Genomic DNA, 16,932 nt, shown 5'->3' with positions numbered 1-16,932 from the left:
GCTACAAACTTACGCCCTGCATGCACTGGGTGCAATATTGCATTCAGTGAAATGTGTGATTATGTGGGTTTGGTTGTGATTTACCTAACCTTTAGGGGATGGAAGCGCACGTGATCGCCTGGGCTGAGCTGTGCGGAATAGTCAGAAGAACGCATGGTAAGGACACCGATGACTGGGTAACCGCCGGTAACCGGATAATCGGGTCCGAACGCAATGGGGAAGCCCTCTGGCGGAACCTGGATTGCTCCGCGCGTCATCCCCTCACTTGCTAACTCGCCCGTTTGCTGCCGTTGGAGTGGGCTATCGCCCCCGAACCTGATCCCGATCCGGTTTGAATTGGCTGCTACCTCGTAAGTTTGACTGAAGAACGACTGAATCGATTCCGCAGTGAACCAATCGGCGCGGGGGCCGAGGACAACAGTGAGGTCGTGGACGCGTGTCGGAGGCCATAGCGATGGAAGATCGCGAAGTAGGGGCCACCAAGCTGGATCCGCGATCGCATCGCCGATCGGCAAATCTTCGCCTTTGCTAATGGGTGCCGGGCCAAGGTGAGACATCACGTCGTGCGAGGCGGATCCGAGCACTTGTTTAGCTTGAAAACCGCCTCGGACTGCAAGGTAGCCGCGCATGCCAACATCTGCGGGCAGAATACTAAGTCGCTCACCCGCGCCGAGATCGATGATGGAATTGGAGTAGTGCGCCCGTTGCGCCCCAGCCTCGTTAGTGACGAGCATGCGGCTTTTCATACCAGTCATAATCACCTGGACATCCCGGAGCGCCAATAGCTCGGTTCCGCCGAAAAGTACCTCCAAGACGGTTGCGTCAGGCTGATTCCCCATCGCGTGGTTGGCGCGGGCAGCACTCATTCGGTCAAAAGCCCCAGAGGTAGCCACCCCAAGACTACCGACCCCGGAGCGGCCGCGATCTTGGAAGAGCAACTGTGGCCCGGTTTCGAGAACACGCAACATCCTTAAGGCACCTCAACAAACGTGACACGGTCACCAGGCCGGATGAGCGCCGGGCGATCCTGATTGGATGGATCCCACAGGGTGAGCGGCGTGGAGCCGATGAGCTGCCAACCCCCTGGGGAAGCCTGTGGATATATGCCGGAAAAGCTGCCTGCTAGCCCGACGGAGCCAGCCGGAATCGCGGGACGGGGCGTTTCCAGCCGGGGTGCATTGGGCAAGGGGTGATCTGCGATCAGGTAGCAGAAACCGGGTGCGAAGCCGCCAAAGGCAGCCGTCCAAATGGTGTCGCAGTGGCGTCGGACTAGCGCTGTTGTGCTCATGCCGAATCGCTCGGCTAGTGAGGCTAGGTCTGGGCCATCATAGCGCACGGGGACCTCGATACTCGTGCTGGTACTGGCGAGGGAAGTTTCACAAGAAAGGTCGCATTGGATCAGCCTCGACGCGACGTCTTTGGGGGAGTTGAGGGCGATATTGAGCTCAAGCAATAGGGTCTGTGCGGCTGGAATGACATCCACGATTCCGGGGAGGTCCCAAGACTTTACAATCGACTGCAGGCGAAGGACGGTATGCAGGATATCGAGGCCCGCTCGCTCCGCATCTGCGCTATCGACGTCGACAAGCAGTGCGCTCTCACCGCAGGGATTAACGCGCATGCCCGACCTCGATGTCTGCAGCCTTGAGCTCTTGGCGAATGCGACGAACCAGCTCGAGCGCAGCCGGATTATCACCATGCACGCAGAGAGAATCCGCAGGGACCGAGATTGCTTCTCCCGTAATCGCAGTGATCTCCTCGCCTTGGGCGAGACGAAGGGCCTGTGCGATTGCCAACTCCGGCGACAGGATCGCGCCGGGCTCACTACGCGAAACCAGTGTGCCATCAGCGGTATACGCCCGGTCAATGAAGCCTTCCGCAATCGTTCCTAAGGAGTGCTCTCTGGCCCAATCCAGGACACGGGAGCCAGCAAGGCCCATGAGGGAAAGCTGCGGATCAGCTGCTGCGATGCCGCTGATGACTGCTCGCGCCTGCACTTCATCGTGGGCGATGCAGTTGTAGAGGGCGCCATGAGGTTTGACGTATGCTACCTCGGCGCCAAACTGCCGTGCGATCGCTTGTAGCGCCCCGATTTGATACGTCGTCTCTGCCTGCAACAGTGCCGGATCGTAGTCAATATTGCGCCGGCCAAACCCTGCCAGATCACGGTATCCAACATGGGCGCCGATGCGGACGCCATTATCGACGGCGCTCTTCACCGTCCGCGTCATTACTAGCGGATCGCCCGCATGGAAACCAGTTGCAATGTTGGCGCTGGACACTAGCTCGAGTACCGCAACATCATTGCCGATAGAGTAAGCGCCGAAGCTTTCGCCGAGGTCACTATTGAGATCAATCACAACAAGCTCCTTAATTACAATGCTACTTGAGCAGGGCGAAGACGCCACCGAAAGATACCCAGGCTAACCACCAGGCAACAGCGACTCCGAGGACGCCGAGCACGATGAGCCACGTTGGGTATGCATAACCTTGGAGCAAATCTCGTTGGCGGAAGACCGCGACGAACATGATCATGGTGAAACCAATGGGCAATACGAGGCCATTGAAGGCCCCGGCGAACACCAGCAAGGTGGCTGGTGCAGTGCCCAGCACTAAGAACAGACCGGTACTGATCAAAATGAAGATAATAGTCAGCAGGTTTTGCAGGCGTTTGCTTTCCGGCTTGTTAGGAACCAGGAAGGTCGCCGAAGTGTAAGAAGCGCCGATGATCGAAGAAAGCGCAGCCGCCCACAGCACCATACCGAAAATCCTGATGCCGACCTCGCCCGCTGCTGCTTCAAATGCTGCTCCGGCAGGATTCTTTGCACCGACAATGTCAATTCCAGCCGAGACAACGCCGAGTACAGCTAAGAAAAGGAGGACTCGCATGACGCCGGTTAGCAAGATTCCCGTGACAGATGAACGAGAAACCTCGGCCACCCCTTCCGGGCCGGAAACGCCCGAATCGAGCATTCGATGAGCTCCAGCATAGGTGATATAGCCGCCCACAGTACCCCCAACTAGGGTGGTGATGGTGACGAAGTCAACCTTTTCTGGAAGCACCGAATTCTTCAGTGCTAGCCCCACTGGGGGATGAGACACGATGGCTACGTAGAGCGTCAATACGAGCATCAAAATGCCAAGCAGAGCCAAGAACCTATCCAAGGCACCGCCGAGGCGCTGGAATAGGAAGATGGCAATTGCCAGCGCTGCGGTGACTGTGCCGCCGATCTTGACGTTCACCCCGAGCAAAGCATCAGTGCCCAAACCTGCTCCAGCGATATTGCCGATATTGAACACAATGCCGCCGGTAGCAATGAGAAAAGCTAGCACCCAGCCAAGGCCAGGGATTACTCGATTGCCCAGGTCTTGGGCTCTTAACCCGCTAATGCCGATGACCCGCCATACGTTCATTTGGACGGCAATATCAATGACGATGGAGACGAGAATGGCAAAGGCGAAAGCCGCGCCAAGCTGGCCGGTGAACTTTGCGGTTTGGGTCAAAAAGCCGGGGCCGATGGCACTGGTAGCCATTAGGAAGATAGCGCCGACAATTGCACTGCGTTTTGCTGCGCCAGACGCTGCAGCGCTCAGGGTGGGGGAGGACATCGGAGCTCACTTCCAATCATCACATTCGTTGTTCAACAATTCTTGCCCCAATACTAGTCAATAGTGGCATGGGACACAATCAAATAATGAGGTGAGCTTTTCTGCGGAAAAGGGTGACACTGCCAACAAAACCGTTAACATTAAATTATGACCGCGACCCCAATCCAATTAGCCCGGCAGATCACAGAGAAGATCCTCTCGGGTCAATTTGCGCCGGGTGGAAAGATCCTGGAGATCCCTTTGGCCGCAGAACTAGGCGTTTCCCGTAACACACTGCGGGAAGCATTCCGCCTTCTTGCACGAGACGGTCTCATCGAACAAATCCCGCACCGCGGCGTCTTCGTGCGGTCACTGGACGCGCGGGATATCGTCGAACTATTCGCCTACCGGCGATTCATCGAACTAGGGGCCTTGCAATACTTCGGTCTTGACGTTGCGCGCACCGAGACAGCGCTTCGTGGGATGAACCAGGCAGTCACTGAAGCAGAACGAGCTGCCAACCACAGCAAGTGGTCCGAAGTCGGAACGCAAAACAACAGCTTTCATCATCATCTGGTTTCACTAGCCGGGATCCCGCGACTGAATGAAAACCTCACCCTAGTGATGGCCCACGCCCGGCTGGCCTTTCTCGCAGTAGCCAGTGTCGAAGAAATGCACCGGCCATTCGTCGAGCGAAACCGAGAGATTTTGACAGCACTGATCAAAGGCGACGTGGATAAAGCCACAACTGTGTTAACCCGCTACCTCAAAGAATCCGAAGCGAAAATTCTCGCAGAAATGACCTTCGGGGTCTCAGCCGATAAGCGCTAAAGAAAAATAAAACCGGCCCAACACAGAAAGTGCGGGCCGGTGATGCGTGCTGGTTAGAAGGTGTCGCGATCAGTGTTAGCCATTGCGAGGACGTCCAGGCGCTTGTCCATTTCTTCCTCGGTGAGCTTCTCGCCGTCGACAAGGCCGAGGTCGATGACGGTCTGGCGGATGGTCTTGCCTTCCTTCAGCGCGGTCTTCGCGACCTTTGCAGCAGCTTCGTAGCCGATTGCAGAGTTCAGTGGGGTCACGATCGAAGGAGAAGACTCGGCCAAGGTGCGCATACGCTCGATATTTGGCTCGATGCCGTCAACAAGACGCTCGGCGAAGACACGAGAAGTGTTAGCCAGCAGACGTGCGGACTCGAGGACGTTACGAGCCATCATCGGGATGAACACGTTGAGCTCGAAAGCCCCCTGAGAACCACCGAAAACGACTGCAGCATCATTACCGACGACCTGAGCGGCGACCTGGGTCGCAGTCTCACAGAGCACTGGATTGACCTTGCCTGGCATGATCGAAGAACCAGGCTGCAGATCTGGGAGGTGGATCTCGCCCAGTCCGGTCAGCGGGCCGGATCCCATCCAGCGAATATCGTTGGCGATCTTATTCAGGGAAACTGCGATGGTACGCATTGCGCCCGAGAACTCAACAAGGGCGTCGCGGTTAGCCTGCGCCTCGAAGTGGTTCTTGGCTTCCCGTAGTTCTGCCACCCCGGTCAGCTTCTTAAGTTCTGCGGTAACAAGTTCACCGAAATCGGCGGTGGTGTTGAGCCCGGTGCCGACTGCGGTGCCACCAATAGGCAGCTCACCCAGGCGTGGCAGCGTAGCCTCCACGCGCTCGATACCAGCTTCGATCTGGCGAGCGTAGCCTGCAAACTCCTGGCCCAGGGTTACTGGGACAGCGTCCATCAGGTGGGTGCGGCCGGACTTAACTACGGACTTCCACTCGGTAGCCTTCTTGGCTAGGGATGCGTGCAGCACCTTCAAACCAGGGATGAGATCGTTGACGGCTGCTTCGGTGGCTGCGACGTGCGTCGCGGTAGGGAAGGTGTCATTGGAGGACTGGCCCATGTTGACATGGTCATTAGGGTGGATATCCACACCGTTGGCCTTCGCGATGGACGCGATCACTTCGTTTGCGTTCATGTTGGAGGAAGTGCCAGAGCCGGTCTGGAAGACGTCGATAGGGAACTCTGCGTCATGCTTGCCCTCGGCGATTTCCTTGCCTGCAGCGATGATCGCATCGGCGAACTCAGGTGCCAGCAGCCCCTTGTCCTTGTTGACCTGGGCACATGCTGCCTTGAGCAGGCCCATGGCGCGGATTTGCTGGGCTTCCAAGCCGCGGCCGGAGATCGGGAAGTTCTCAACGGCTCGCTGGGTTTGAGCACGCCACAGAGCGTTGACAGGTACCTTGACCTCGCCCATTGTGTCGTGTTCGATACGGAATTCCTGCTCAGTCATATTTTCACCTTTTGTCGATGGGTAAAACAATCTGGTTGGCCATTGGCAGCGCCACAGCCACTTCTTCCAGTATGGCTTAAAACTGTCATCCAGTGTGGCGGACTGCCATCTTTTATGCTGTGCATCTCAACAGCGTTCAGCCGTCGCCCGTAGCGTGTGGATTCGGGGCGACATACAACACCACGAAGCCCGTCTACAGCGAGTGCTGGTAGACGGGCTTGGGGGACGCGAGGGTTTAAGGAGTGTAATCCACGACGGAGTATTCCTGCAGCTTCTGCAGCTGGTGGACGGACTCAATGTATCGGATGGTGCCGGACTTTGAACGCATGACCAAGGAACGGGTGGTTGCTCCGTTGGCTCGGTAGGAAACGCCACGCAGCATATCGCCATTGGTGACACCGGTTGCTACGAAGTAGCAGTTATCGGAGGAGACTAAATCATTAGTCAAGAGCACACGACTCAGATCATGGCCAGCATCAATCGCCTTCTGACGCTCAGCGTCATCCTTCGGCGCGAGCATACCTTGGATCTCGCCACCCATGCACTTCATTGCACAAGCAGTGATGATGCCCTCTGGGGTGCCACCGGTGCCCATCATGATGTCCACGGAGTTCGAGTTCTGGGCGGCTGCAACAGCACCGGCAACGTCACCATCAGAAATCAGGCGGACCTTGGCGCCGGCTTCACGGATTTCTTTGATGAGGTCCAGGTGGCGCGGGCGATCAAGCACCACGACAGTCACATCGGAGGAAGCGATGCCCTTAGCTTTAGCAACCACTTGGATGTTGTGGGCAGCAGGTGCCTGAATATCAATTTTGCCCGCAGCTTCGGGGCCAACAGCCAGCTTCTTCATGTAGAAAACAGCAGACGGGTCATACATAGAACCACGCTCTGCGGCCGCAAGGACGGAAATCGCATTTGGGCGACCTTCTGCCATGAGGGTGGTGCCGTCGACTGGGTCGACCGCGATGTCAATTTCTGCGCCTTCGCCGGTGCCAACGCTCTCGCCGTTGTACAGCATCGGAGCCTCGTCCTTTTCGCCCTCACCAATGACGACGACACCGTTCATGGTCACGGAATTGATGAGCTTACGCATGGCGTCGACAGCTGCGCCGTCACCCTCGTTCTTCATGCCGCGACCAACCCAGCGTCCTGAAGCCAATGCGGCAGCCTCAGTTACGCGGACAAGCTCCATTGCTAGGTTACGATCTGGGATTTCAGGGGTGTTCATACTTGCGAGCCTCCACGTGGCTAAGGAATGATGATGTACTGCCTTTTGCTAAGCACCAGTGGAACAAAGATGTCATAACAAATGGCTATGTCTCTATTGTTCCAAACAATCCTCGGTTTGTGTCCGGATTGCACCACCGGATTAGGGGAGTTGGCAGTTATGCCTATCGACGGACACAGCTAACCACCCCTTTGGCTGATCTGCCATACTGTCTTGGTGGCTGACTCGAAACCTCGTCTTTTTCAAAACACCAGCGACATTGTGTTGTCGTTGCTTGTAGTGGTGGGCCTTATGGTTCCCACCGTCGCTTTCACGGGCATGTGTAGCTTTGATCGTGGCGCTCCAGAAAACGGGCCGGTGCAAAAGGTCGATGCAGCGCAAGTCCTAGGCATGGAAGCACGTGCGATGAACTTTCCTGTTCGGCTGCCGGAAACTCCAGATGGTTGGGTGAGCAACTCAGCCCGCCGTACTACGGTGAATCGTTCGCCAGCTCCGGTGGTTGGCTGGGTAACAACGCAGGGGGCATACCTACAGCTGCTGCAAACTGATCAGCCGTTGGATAAAGCCGTCAAGGATATTGACGAGCACGGGCGTACCCAGCAAGAATTCAAGGACATTGATGGTCAGCGATTTGAGGTCTATACCTCAGCCGAACGCAACGTACGGGATGCTTGGGCTGCCGACTTGGGAGATGTTCGTCTTATCCTCTCCGGAACGGCTAGTGAGGCCGAGTTCGCGGAGCTAGCTCGCGCCAGCCTGCGGGCCCAGCCGTTGAAGCACTAGTCGTCTTTACGGTTGATTACAGCTTCCACCCGCTGCGCAGCACCCGCAAGGTGCTCTTCGCAGCGTTTGGCAAGGGCCTCGCCGCGTTCCCAGTACTTCAAGGACTCCTCGAGCCCCATTTGGCCGAGCTCGAGGATCTTGACAGTTTCCACAAGTTCCTCTCGTGCAGCTTCATAGCTGAGCGTTTCGACAGCTGGAAACGCGTTTTCGCCGGCGGTACCGGAGCCGATGACATCTGTGTTCATGGTGATAAACCTTTCCTAAACGGCTGGATTCGTGCTCATTGCGGCTGCGGTGATGGAGCCATCACCCACGCGGATTCTTAGTTGACTACCCGGTGGAGACTGCTCGATAGTCGTCACTACTTCGGGGGCTGATCCATCGCGCGGCACGACCTGTACTACCGCATATCCGCGGGCCAGAGTCGCCGCTGGGCCGAGGGTAGCTACTCGTGCCCGCAACGAGGCCGTTTCGGCCTCGGCGGTACGCAGCAGTGTTGCGATATCACGCCGAATCAGAGTACGTGCCCGTTCCACGTCATCTCGTCGCTGAGTGATCTGAGTGTAGGGATTTGCGAGCACTGGCCGGCTGCGCATTTGTTGCAGGCCGCGCAACTCCCGCTCGACCCAGCCACGCAAGGCAGCTTGGGAACGGGATCGGAGCTCGACTATGAGTTGCCGTTCGGCGGCAACATCGGGCACTACGCGTTTCGCAGCATCTGTCGGCGTCGCTGCTCTAAGATCGGCCACGTTATCCAGCACCGGATTGTCAGGCTCGTGGCCGATCGCGGAAACTACTGGCGTCTGAGCGGACGCAACAGCCCTTTGTAGCGCTTCCTCCGAAAAAGGCAACAGGTCCTCCACAGAGCCACCACCGCGAGCGATGATGATGACATCCACGTCGGGGTTTTTATCGAGCTTCTCCAACGCCGCAATAATCTCGGTCACTGCGCTTGCGCCTTGAACTGCAGTATTGATGACTTCAAATTGCACCGCAGGCCAACGAGATTGAGAAACTGCAAGGACATCTCGTTCTGCCGCGGATCCACGGCCGGTGATGAGGCCAACCTTGTTCGGCAAGAAGGGCAGGGGCTGCTTCCGATCGGCGTTGAAAAGCCCCTCCTGTGCGAGCTGGGAACGCAGCCGCTCGATGCGGGCCAACAACTCTCCGACGCCCACCGTGCGGATATCCGTCACCCAGAGTGAGAAGGAACCACGCCCTGCATAGAATGCTGGCTTTCCGTAGACGACCACACGGTCGCCGTCTTTGAGCGGGGTGGGGAAGTTTTGGATCAGCGAAGTAGGGCAAGTTACCTGCACACTCGCCTCGGCTTCTGGGTCCCGCAGCGTCAGGTAGGAGAGCTTCCAGGTTGGTTTTACGTTGACCTGGGTGAGCTGTCCTTCTACCCAAATGTGGCCCAGTCGCTCGATCCACGCCTTTACCTTGGCGTTGACTTCGCGCACCGGCCACGGACTATCGGCGGTGGATGCCTCGCTCATTCTCCTCCTTCACTTAGAAGTTGCTCAACATTTAAGACATGGCTAACCGCGATTCTAGGCGTTTATAGGGTGCTCTGGGTACGCTAGGCACCATGACGGAAACGAAAGCTAAGAAAGTATTGCTCGCAGCCCCCCGTGGCTACTGTGCTGGAGTGGACCGCGCAGTGGAAACAGTTGAGCGTGCGCTGGACAAATACGGTGCACCGGTTTACGTGCGCAAGGAAATTGTGCATAACCGCTACGTTGTGGATACTTTGGCCGACCGAGGTGCGATTTTCGTCGAAGAGACCACCGAAGTTCCAGAGGGAGCGCATTTGGTTTTCTCCGCGCACGGCGTAAGCCCGGCGGTGCATGCTGAAGCGCGTCAACTGAGCCTCAATACTCTCGACGCTACCTGCCCGCTGGTCACGAAGGTTCATAATGAGGTCAAACGCTTTGCTCGAGACGGCTTCCAGATCCTCCTCATCGGTCACGAAGGCCACGAAGAAGTAGAAGGAACCGCTGGCGAAGCACCAGCCGTCGTGCATCTTGTCGACGGCGTAGAAGGTGTTGAGAAGCTATCATTCGGTCCCGATGAGAAGCTGGTGTGGCTGTCTCAGACGACACTGTCGGTAGACGAGACAATGGAGATCGTCACGCTGCTCAAGGCCAAATTCCCCAACCTCATCGATCCTCCAAGCGACGACATTTGCTACGCCACCCAGAACCGACAAGTAGCCGTGAAGGCGATCTCGCCTAAGTGCGATCTCGTCATCGTGGTGGGCTCGCAGAACTCTTCGAATTCCAAGCGTCTGGTAGAGGTCGCGTTGCAAAATGGTGCATCGGCATCCTACTTAGTTGACTTCGCGTCACAGGTGCAAGAAGAGTGGCTGGAAGGCGTGAAAACGATCGGGATTACTTCGGGCGCCTCTGTGCCGGAAATTTTGGTGCGAGACGTACTAGAGAAGCTCGAAGGATACGGCTATCACGACGTAGAAGAGGTTGTCACTGCAGCTGAGAAGATCGTGTTTTCGTTGCCACGGGACCTGCGCCCAGCGAACCGAGCGCAGCGTTAGCTGTAGAGGTCGTCGCTGAGCGACGGCCTGCCGGTCGGCTTCTCGTTTCGGCGAGGAGCCGATTTTTGTTGCGGCCGCTGAGCGCGGTCGATCCGAGGAAGCTGGCTACGTTCCGGGTTAGCGCTGCCGGATTTAGAGCGCGCTGCTGATGCGCGGTAGGAACGCTCTCGTTGGGCGTCCCGGGCCTCGCGTGCAAAGCGTTGCCGCTCGGCACGGGTATCTACGTCCTTGATTAACTGCGAAAATGGCACACGTTGAGTGCCTGAATCCTCGCTCCGGCGCGGCCGGCGATTCATTTCGCGCACCCTTGTGACGGTCTGTCGATTGCGTTGTTCGCGACGCGCTGCCGATTTGCGCTGTCGCTCAAGCCGCGCAACATCCTGCTTGTACTTAAGTTTCGCGCGATTGATTCGCCACCATGCGACGGCAATGCACGCGAGACTGATTCCCGCTAGTGCTGGGAAAAACATGGCTAAGGGATACACAGCCGACAGGATCATGGTCTTTGACCACGGGTCCGAGTCGCCGGAGATATTGCCCTTGGCTACTATCCAAGCTGTGATTGGGGTGAATATCCCGAAAAGTAGTGGCTGAACTGCCACAATATTGAAGACATTATCTAGTCGGACGAACACTGCGGTTGCAATCGCTGCCAGTCCAAAACAGAGGATGAACGGCCAGGCGAGCTCGCCCGCACTGATGCTAAGCAGAAGGCCAGTCAAACAAGCTGCAACGCAAATGGACAGCGCGGTCCAAATGGGTAGCCCAGAGACCCTCGCCGGGGCTTGATGGCGATTCGCTGGAGCGGCGGTTGCGGTTGGTTGGGGCACGATCAGACATGTTACCGATTTTGACCCTTATGTAGGTAACACCCCGCCTGAGAGACGGTACCTAATTCCGGGTTTCCCGAGTCCGAGAATCCACAGTTGGCAACGGCTCAGGCTCTGCAGTCTGGTGCGGCAGCACCTCCATCTCGTGGAGTTTACGGGCCGTGACAAATACCCTGCTTTCCAGAGAAGCGATAGCTGAGTTATAAGAAACTACCGCCTTGTCCAGCGAATTTCCCACCCGAGAAATGTGATCGCCCAACGTGCCTAGGCGCTGGAACAACTCGCTTCCTAACTGTTGAATTTCGGCGGCTTTGTCGCTGAGCGAACTGTGTTGCCAGCCGAGCCCGACAGTGCGAAGTAATGCCACCAGCGTCGTTGGGGTGGCAATCACCACATTCTTGGAAAACGCATATTCCAACAACTCATTGTCCACGTTCAACGCTGCATCAAGGAAAGGATCCGCCGGAACAAATAGGACAACAAACTCTGGGGTCGGTTGAAAGCTACGCACATAGTCTTTCGCGGAAAGCTGATTTACATGTGTGCGGAGGTGGTGTGCGTGCCGGCGCAGGTGCGCTTGATGCTCCTCTGGATCTGTTGTCTCCAGGGCATCCAGGTAGGCGACGAAGGGAGCTTTGGCGTCGACGATGATGTTGCGGCCGTCGCTGAGCCGCACGACCATGTCGGGACGTACGTTGCCGTCGGACACTTGTGTGTCAAAGTCGCAGTGGCGCACCATTCCGGAGAGCTCGACCACGCGTTCCAGCTGCATTTCGCCCCACCTGCCTCGAACCTGCGGGACGCGCAGTGCGGTGACTAGTTTCTCGGTTCGATCAGAGAGCATCATGGACGTTCGACTCATGGCTTGGACTTGAGACGCCAGGTGCGAATATGTCTCTGCCCGCTCCACCTCGAATTGGTGCACCTGTCCGCTCAACTCGGTTACGGCCTTTTCTAGCGGAGTGAGGGTTTGGCTGACCTGATTGCGCACCAGCTCACCCGATTGGAGCGCGTGCTGCGCGTTTTCTTGGCTCAATGTCGCACTGAGTAGCTCTCGAAGGCGATCAGCCTGGGAATCTGTGGTGCGGTTGCCTCGGCTAGACCAACCCAGCAGGAATCCTAGTGCTAGGCCGAGGACGAGGAAAAGAAACAATGCCACGGTGGAGTTCATGGCTCCACTGTGGCACACGCTCCGGACACCAAGACTATTTTCGCCTTATTTTGGGGAACGTTTGTGCTAGTTTCTTGGTTGTTTTCCCTGCTCGATTCAGCATGCTGCCGACCAGATCCTTGGCATCATCTTCCTCGGCTGCTATCGTGGCTGCCGCCGCAGGTTGGCGTTGTGGCAGCAGTTTTTGCAGCCCGCCGTCGCGGAATAATTTGCCAAACTCCGCGACCCATTTGATTTGCATCTCGGAGTCTTGGGTGGCGAACTGAATCTCTTCCGTGGTCTTTTCGCCGACTTTAAGCGCAATGATGTCGTTGAGGTAGCGGAAGAATACTGCGATCATCGCTGCGACTGGAACTGCCAAGAAGGCCCCGATGATGCCGAATAGGCTGCCGCCCAGGGTTACTGAGAGCAGAACGATAACCGGGTGCAGATTCATGGCCTTGGATTGAAGCATCGGGGAGAGGATGTTGCCCTCGAGCTGCTGTACTGCGACGACCAAAATTAGTACCAGTAGAGCCTTGGTCACCCCGAGGGAGACTAGCGCGATGAGCACCGCCAGTGCGCCGGCGACGAACGCTCCCACAATCGGGATAAATCCGGCGAAAAAGGTCAGGGTTGCTAGTGCGAGCGCCATAGGAACGCCGATCAGAACCAGGCCGGTGCCGATACAAATGGCGTCGACAAGCGAAACGACGGCTTGGGCACGGATGAAGCCGGAGAGGGTCTTCCACATGCGGGAAAGGAGCTCCGTCAGGTGCAAACCCGCCCGTTCTCCCGTGATCCCGCGGAGCCAAGGTAGGAAACGGTCGCCGTCTTTGAGGAAGAAGAAGGTAAGCACCAACACCACACCGAGCGTGACGACGACTATGGACATCGTGCCTAAGCCGGAAAATACCTCGGTGGCAATCTGCCCGGACTGATTCTGGAGCCAGGAGATGGAGTTGGAAAAGAGGTCATTGAGGTCCTCAGAATCCAAGTTGAACGGTGGTTCCTGCAGTGTGAGCTGTGCTTGGAGCAGCATCTCATAGGTTTGCAAATAAAGCGTCTGTGATTGCCTACCGATGCTCGGGGCCATGGCGGCAATGACTGCGCCGAAAATTCCCAGCGTGGAGACAATTGATATCAGTGCAGCCAAACCAGCGGGGAGTCCGCGGTCGCGGAGCCACTTGGTGGGCGTCCACAGGACAGAAGAAACGATGATGGCAAAAACCACCGGAAGGATTCCTTGCCATACTTGCTTGCCCACGAACCACACCATGTATGTCGCTGCAGCGATGATGAGTAGTCGCAGGCACCAGCTCGCGAACTCTTTCAGACCTTCCGCAATGATGATCGAGCGATCAACATGCGGTCCACGTTCCAATTCCTCGAAAGTCCACGGAGCGTCGCCCACAGAGCTGAAGCCTGAAACCTGAGTCGGCTCCGATTCACTCACGTGCTTCTCCTTTGCATGGCGCAGGGGCTGTACCCGAAACTCTAGCGGATTCTAGTCCTATAGACGGCCACGTGCGACCGCCGGGAATCATCCAGTTGCTAGGATAGTTCCTCGTGAGCCTAACCCTTGGAATTGTCGGTCTGCCGAACGTCGGTAAGTCAACCCTCTTTAATGCCCTGACCCGTAATGACGTTTTGGCGGCGAACTACCCCTTCGCGACCATTGAGCCAAATGTCGGTCTGGTGGAACTGCCAGACGTTCGTCTGAAGCGTCTCGCTGAGATCTTCGGCTCTGAGCGGATTCTGCCTGCGACCGTATCCTTCGTGGATATTGCGGGAATTGTGAAGGGAGCTTCCCAAGGCGAAGGAATGGGCAATGCCTTCCTTGCCAACATTCGCGAGGCTGATGCCATTTGTCAGGTGGTGCGCGCGTTTGCCGACGATGATGTCATCCATGTCGACGGCCGTGTTGATCCTTCTACTGACATTTCGGTGATTAATACCGAGCTGATTCTTGCTGACTTGCAGACCATTGAAAAGGCCTTGCCGCGCCTCGAGAAGGAAGCCAAAAAGGATAAGACCCTCGCCGATGCTGTTGCAGCTACCAAAAAGGCGCAGGAGATTCTTGAGGATGACCGCACGTTGTTCTCTGCTGCCAAGACTGGGGAGATTGACCTAGCCCTCGTCCGCGAGTTGCACTTGATGACGGCGAAGCCATTCCTGTACGTGTTCAACTCTGATGAAGCGGTCCTCACTGATGAGGAGCGCAAAGCCGAGTTGCGGGCCATGGTTGCTCCGGCGGACTGTGTTTTCCTTGATGCGAAGACTGAAACCGAGCTACTTGAACTAGACGAAGAAGAAGCTGCTGAGCTGCTTGAGTCCGTTGGTCAGCACGAACCAGGGCTGCACTCGCTTGCCAAAGCGGGCTTTGCCACCCTCGGGCTGCAGACCTACCTCACTGCTGGCCCCAAGGAATCTCGCGCTTGGACGATCAAACAGGGTTCTCTTGCGCCACAGGCTGCCGGGGTAATTCACACCGACTTTGAGAAGAAGTTCATCAAGGCCGAGATTGTCTCTTTCGCCGATCTTGATGAGCTAGGATCCATCGCTGAAGCTAAGGCTCAGGGCAAGATGCGTATGGAAGGCAAAGACTACGTCATGCAGGATGGCGATGTTTGCGATTTCAAGATTGGTGGCTAACTGCTCCCGTCTTCCCAGCACCGTGGCTTGGAAGACACATTGAGCCCGGCCGCCGAAGCTGCGACCTCGTGAAGCTGTCGAGTTGCCCGCGGATATCTGCGCCTGCTTCTATTAGATTTCATCATGACTAGCCAGATCCTTTTCGCTTTCGCGCTCACCCTAGCTGCCGGCTTATCGACGGCCATTGGTGGGCTCGTCGTGCTCAAGAAGAAGGAGCCTTCCGCGTTATTCCTTGCTTCGGCACTAGGATTTTCTGCTGGCGTGATGCTGTGGGTGTCTTTCTGGGAGCTGATGCCGACGGCGAAGGACTATCTCGTTACGGCCGTGGGGGACAAGGCCGGCAATTGGGCAGTAGTCGCGGCTTTCTTCGGCGGAGTGCTGCTCATCACCATCATCGACCGATTGGTGCCAGAAGCCGTCAACCCTCACGAACCCCATGATGAGGCGGCTGTAGAATCTGCGAAGCTTCGGAAAATGGGAGTGCTGATGGCTTTGGCTATCGGCATCCACAATTTTCCCGAGGGCTTCGCTACCTTCCTCTCCGGAACTGAATCCCTAAGCATTGCGCTCCCGGTAGCTTTCGCGATTGCGATTCACAACATACCGGAAGGTATTTCGGTGGCAATTCCCATTTGGCAAGCCACAGGCTCTCGTCGCAAAGGTTTCATGTGGGCGATGCTCACTGGCCTCGCGGAACCAATTGGCGCACTCGTTGGTTTCCTCGTCCTGTTGCCGTTCCTGGGGCCAGCAACAATGGGAATCGCGTTTGGGGCAATATCCGGCATCATGGTCTTTATTTCGTTGGACGAGCTGCTGCCCACTGCCGTGGCCACCGGAAAGCACCACGCTGCCGTTTACGGCCTGATCATCGGGATGGCAGTGATGGCGTTGAGTTTGTTGCTGGTGGCTTAGCAGCCCCCGGTCAGTGGGAACGCTTCAACGGTGTCACATGAATGATGAGTGCGATGATCGCACCCCAGATTCCACCGATGATGAGCGAACAGAAGGTGTTGACGCACCACTGCAGGAAACCAGCAGGAACCAAGGTCTCCATGTGGTGAACGAAATCATAGGGCACGGACCAGCCAAGTTCGTGGAGACCGACCAAGATGATGTGGCCACCGACCCACAGCATGGCAAAGGTGCCGATTACTGCGATGACTGCGAGAACCTTTGGCATTGCCGCTACTAAACCGCGACCAAACTTCTGGGATCCCGGGTTCTTACGAGATGCCATTTTTAACCCGACGTCGTCCATCTTCACGAGGAGTCCGACGGCGCCGTAGACCAGGAGCGTGATACCGATAGCGACTAAAGCTAGGACCGCTGTGCGCATCCAGAACCCGTAATGGGTTACCGCATTGAGGGAAATAACCATGATTTCCGCAGACAGGATGAGATCAGTAGTGATGGCGCTGCGCACCAGTTTGTCCTCATCTGCAGGTTCTTTCTCAACTGCTTCTTCTGGGTCAACGTGCTCTCCGGAGAACTTCTCGATCACTTTCTCCATTCCCTCGAAACACAGGAAGGAGCCACCCAACATGAGGATTGGGGTGAGGAGCCAAGGAGCCCACACTGAGAGTGCAAGGGCGATCGGCAGGATGATCACCAGCTTGTTTACTAGTGATCCCTTGGCGATGCGCCAGATCATGGGCAGCTCGCGGGCTGGGGAGATGCCATCGACATACTGTGGGGTGACAGCGGCGTCGTCGACCACGACGCCTGCTGCTTTTGCGCTGGTTTTGGCGGCGGCTGCGGCTACATCGTCGGCGTTAGCCGCGGCGACTTTGGCAATAGCTGCAACATCGTCGAGTAGGGCAGCAAGTCCACCAGCCATATCAGTTCCTTTT

17 protein-coding genes are annotated in these 16,932 nt (G+C 56.8%); 5 read left to right on the top strand and 12 right to left on the bottom strand.

The annotated features are described in order from the left end of the window. Positions 1–80: 80 nt before the first annotated feature. Genes WG936_RS02425 through WG936_RS02410 form a run of 4 tightly spaced genes read right to left on the bottom strand, consistent with a single transcriptional unit; the run spans position 81 to position 3,609 of the window. Entirely contained in the window at positions 81–968 is an 888-nt protein-coding gene (locus WG936_RS02425) for a 5-oxoprolinase subunit C family protein (protein WP_339572009.1), read from the bottom strand. Positions 969–970: 2 nt separating this feature from the next. Beyond that, positions 971–1,621 (bottom strand): 5-oxoprolinase subunit B family protein, encoded by a 651-nt coding sequence (locus WG936_RS02420; RefSeq protein WP_339563801.1) that lies wholly within the window; start codon positions 1,619–1,621, stop codon positions 971–973. Beyond that, a complete protein-coding gene (locus WG936_RS02415; protein WP_339572032.1) occupies positions 1,611–2,375 on the bottom strand; it encodes a LamB/YcsF family protein in 765 nt (254 codons plus the stop codon). The genes WG936_RS02420 and WG936_RS02415 overlap by 11 nt, the downstream gene beginning before the upstream one ends. A 7-nt stretch (positions 2,376–2,382) precedes the next feature. Further along, the gene (locus tag WG936_RS02410) at positions 2,383–3,609 is read right to left on the bottom strand and encodes an NRAMP family divalent metal transporter (protein ID WP_339572008.1); all 1,227 of its coding nucleotides are present in this window, start codon (positions 3,607–3,609) and stop codon (positions 2,383–2,385) included. Between the two features lie 147 nt (positions 3,610–3,756). On the opposite strand from WG936_RS02410, the gene WG936_RS02405 reads away from it, so the two are divergent. Beyond that, positions 3,757–4,419 (top strand): GntR family transcriptional regulator, encoded by a 663-nt coding sequence (locus WG936_RS02405; RefSeq protein ID WP_339563799.1) that lies wholly within the window; start codon positions 3,757–3,759, stop codon positions 4,417–4,419. 53 nt (positions 4,420–4,472) lie between these two features. Here WG936_RS02405 and WG936_RS02400 read toward each other — a convergent pair whose 3' ends face one another. Next, positions 4,473–5,879 carry a class II fumarate hydratase gene (locus WG936_RS02400; protein ID WP_339563798.1) on the bottom strand — a complete coding sequence of 469 codons (1,407 nt, stop codon included), beginning with the start codon at positions 5,877–5,879 and terminating at the stop codon, positions 4,473–4,475. A 235-nt stretch (positions 5,880–6,114) separates the two neighbouring features. Then, positions 6,115–7,110, bottom strand: a complete 996-nt coding sequence (glpX, locus tag WG936_RS02395) for a class II fructose-bisphosphatase (protein ID WP_339563797.1) — start codon at positions 7,108–7,110, stop codon at positions 6,115–6,117. Positions 7,111–7,326: 216 nt separating this feature from the next. Between glpX and WG936_RS02390 the strand changes: the two genes are divergently transcribed. Next, positions 7,327–7,893, top strand: a complete 567-nt coding sequence (locus WG936_RS02390) for a DUF4245 domain-containing protein (protein WP_339563796.1) — start codon at positions 7,327–7,329, stop codon at positions 7,891–7,893. Here the strand turns inward: WG936_RS02390 and WG936_RS02385 are convergent. Both WG936_RS02385 and xseA read right to left on the bottom strand, forming a co-directional pair. Next, the gene (locus WG936_RS02385; RefSeq protein ID WP_339563795.1) at positions 7,890–8,138 is read right to left on the bottom strand and encodes an exodeoxyribonuclease VII small subunit; all 249 of its coding nucleotides are present in this window, start codon (positions 8,136–8,138) and stop codon (positions 7,890–7,892) included. The genes WG936_RS02390 and WG936_RS02385 overlap by 4 nt on opposite strands. A 15-nt stretch (positions 8,139–8,153) precedes the next feature. After that, on the bottom strand, positions 8,154–9,392 hold the full coding sequence (gene xseA, locus WG936_RS02380; RefSeq protein ID WP_339572007.1) for an exodeoxyribonuclease VII large subunit: 1,239 nt from the start codon (positions 9,390–9,392) through the stop codon (positions 8,154–8,156). A 92-nt stretch (positions 9,393–9,484) separates the two neighbouring features. Between xseA and WG936_RS02375 the strand changes: the two genes are divergently transcribed. After that, the gene (locus WG936_RS02375; RefSeq protein ID WP_339563793.1) at positions 9,485–10,447 is read left to right on the top strand and encodes a 4-hydroxy-3-methylbut-2-enyl diphosphate reductase; all 963 of its coding nucleotides are present in this window, start codon (positions 9,485–9,487) and stop codon (positions 10,445–10,447) included. Here WG936_RS02375 and WG936_RS02370 read toward each other — a convergent pair. From WG936_RS02370 to WG936_RS02360, 3 genes are all read right to left on the bottom strand, one after another. Continuing rightward, entirely contained in the window at positions 10,444–11,277 is an 834-nt protein-coding gene (locus tag WG936_RS02370; RefSeq protein WP_339572006.1) for a DUF6542 domain-containing protein, read from the bottom strand. The genes WG936_RS02375 and WG936_RS02370 overlap by 4 nt on opposite strands. Positions 11,278–11,338: 61 nt before the next feature. Next, complete coding sequence (locus tag WG936_RS02365) at positions 11,339–12,448, bottom strand: DNA recombination protein RmuC (protein WP_339572005.1); 1,110 nt, start codon at positions 12,446–12,448, stop codon at positions 11,339–11,341. 34 nt (positions 12,449–12,482) lie between these two features. Then, positions 12,483–13,883, bottom strand: coding sequence for an AI-2E family transporter (locus WG936_RS02360; protein WP_445227920.1), 1,401 nt, complete (start codon positions 13,881–13,883; stop codon positions 12,483–12,485). 113 nt (positions 13,884–13,996) lie between these two features. Between WG936_RS02360 and ychF the strand changes: the two genes are divergently transcribed. Then, the gene (gene ychF / locus WG936_RS02355) at positions 13,997–15,082 is read left to right on the top strand and encodes a redox-regulated ATPase YchF (protein WP_339572004.1); all 1,086 of its coding nucleotides are present in this window, start codon (positions 13,997–13,999) and stop codon (positions 15,080–15,082) included. Positions 15,083–15,205: 123 nt separating this feature from the next. After that, a complete protein-coding gene (gene zupT, locus WG936_RS02350; protein WP_445227765.1) occupies positions 15,206–15,994 on the top strand; it encodes a zinc transporter ZupT in 789 nt (262 codons plus the stop codon). Between the two features lie 10 nt (positions 15,995–16,004). Here zupT and WG936_RS02345 read toward each other — a convergent pair whose 3' ends face one another. Further along, entirely contained in the window at positions 16,005–16,919 is a 915-nt protein-coding gene (locus WG936_RS02345; protein ID WP_339563789.1) for a DUF808 domain-containing protein, read from the bottom strand. Between the last annotated feature and the right edge of the window lie 13 nt (positions 16,920–16,932).

Origin of the sequence: Corynebacterium sp. H127 (assembly GCF_037482665.1) — a bacterium.
In the GTDB taxonomy this organism is placed as follows: domain Bacteria; phylum Actinomycetota; class Actinomycetes; order Mycobacteriales; family Mycobacteriaceae; genus Corynebacterium.
This window is presented reverse-complemented; position numbering and strand designations above follow the sequence as displayed.